The organism is Methylobacterium sp. J-026, assembly GCF_022829585.1.
Lineage (GTDB): Bacteria > Pseudomonadota > Alphaproteobacteria > Rhizobiales > Beijerinckiaceae > Methylobacterium.
Genome location: NZ_JAKSYC010000336.1, coordinates 1 through 1,606 on the forward strand (window position 1 = coordinate 1; position 1,606 = coordinate 1,606).

2 protein-coding genes are annotated in these 1,606 nt (G+C 69.1%); both read left to right on the top strand.

Going from position 1 to position 1,606, the window contains the following annotated elements; genetic code table 11:
* Window positions 1-1,266 (top strand): MFS transporter (locus MKK69_RS29075; protein WP_243973643.1); only part of this gene is annotated, 1,266 nt, incomplete at its 5' end.
* An 89-nt stretch (window positions 1,267-1,355) separates the two neighbouring features.
* Window positions 1,356-1,606, top strand: a 251-nt coding sequence (locus MKK69_RS29080) for a Rid family hydrolase (RefSeq protein WP_243973644.1), incomplete at its 3' end; no start/stop codon positions are given.

Genomic DNA, 1,606 nt, shown 5'->3' on the forward strand with positions numbered 1-1,606 from the left:
GCGGACAGGCGCCAGATCGTCTGGTCGAGCGTCATCGGCACCACCGTCGAATGGTACGATTTCCTGATCTACGGCACGGCCAGCGCGCTCGTCTTCAACAAGCTGTTCTTTCCCAGCATCGACCCCGCGGTCGGCACGATCGCGGCGTTCGGCTCCTATGCCGTCGGGTTCCTCGCCCGGCCGCTGGGCGGGGCGGTCTTCGGCCATTTCGGCGACAGGATCGGCCGGAAGGCCATGCTGTCGCTGACCCTGATGATCATGGGGCTCGGCACCTTCCTGATCGGGTGCCTGCCGACCTACGGGCAGATCGGCCTCCTCGCGCCGATCCTCCTCGTGGCCCTGCGCCTCATCCAGGGGATCGGCATCGGCGGCGAGTGGGGCGGCGCCGTGCTGATGGTGGTGGAGAGCGTGCCGGCGGACCGGCGCGGGTTCTTCGGGAGCATCGTCCAGCTCGGCTATCCCATCGGCGTGATCCTCTCGATCGGCGCGTTCGCGCTGACCGGCCTGATGCCCGAGGCGGCGTTCCAGGACTGGGGCTGGCGCATCCCGTTCCTGGCGAGCGCGCCCCTGGTCGGGGTCGGCCTGTTCATCCGCCTGCGGCTTCACGAGACCCCGGCGTTCCGGCGCATCAAGGAACGGGCGGTGACGGCGCGGCTGCCGGTGATGGAGATCCTCACCGAGCATCCCGGCATGTTCCTGAAGGCCGTCGGCCTGAAGGTCTCCGAGATCGCCTATGTGAGCGTCGTCACCGTGTTCTCGATCTCCTACGTCACCGGCCAGCTCGGCCTGTCGCGGGGGGTGATCCTGAACGGCATCCTGGTCGCCGCCATCATCGAGCTCTTCACGATCCCGGTCTTCGGCTGGCTGTCCGATCACTACGGGCGCAGGACGCTGTTCATCGCCGCCTGCCTGTTCTCGATCGCCTTCGCGTTCCCGATGTTCCGGCTCCTCGATACCCGCGACCCGACGATCATCACCCTGACCGTCGCGGTGGCCCTGAGCTTTGGGCAGGGCATCATGTTCGGGACCGGGGCCGCGTGGATGTCCGAACTGTTCGATGCCCGCCTACGCTACAGCGGCGCCTCGCTGGGTTTCCAGGTCGGCGCGGCGCTGAGCGGCGGCTTCACGCCGCTGATCGCCGCCGCCCTGCTCGCCTGGAGCGGCGGCGCGACGTGGCCGATCTCGGCCTACCTGATCGCCCTCGCCTGCGTGACGCTCGCGGCGACCTTCGCGGCGCCGGAGACCGCCCGCCGACAGATCGACTGAACGCCACACCGAAATACGGTCCAGGGAGTGGACGTGCATCCACTGCAATGGAATACTCCCGACAGCCCTCACGCGACAGGACGACGGATTTGGACAGGACCATCATCGCCACGGCGGCGGCAGCCCCGGCCGTCGGCCCCTACGCACAGGCGACCCGCGTCGGCGACCTCGTCTTCGCCTCGGGGCAGCTGCCGATCGACCCGGCGACGGGGGCGTTCCCGGAGGGCATCGCGGCGCAGACCCGCCGCGCGCTGGCCAACCTCGCCGCGGTGCTGGAGGCCGGAGGCGCCAGCCTCGCGAGCGTGGCCAAGACCACCGTGTTCCTGAAGGACATGAACGA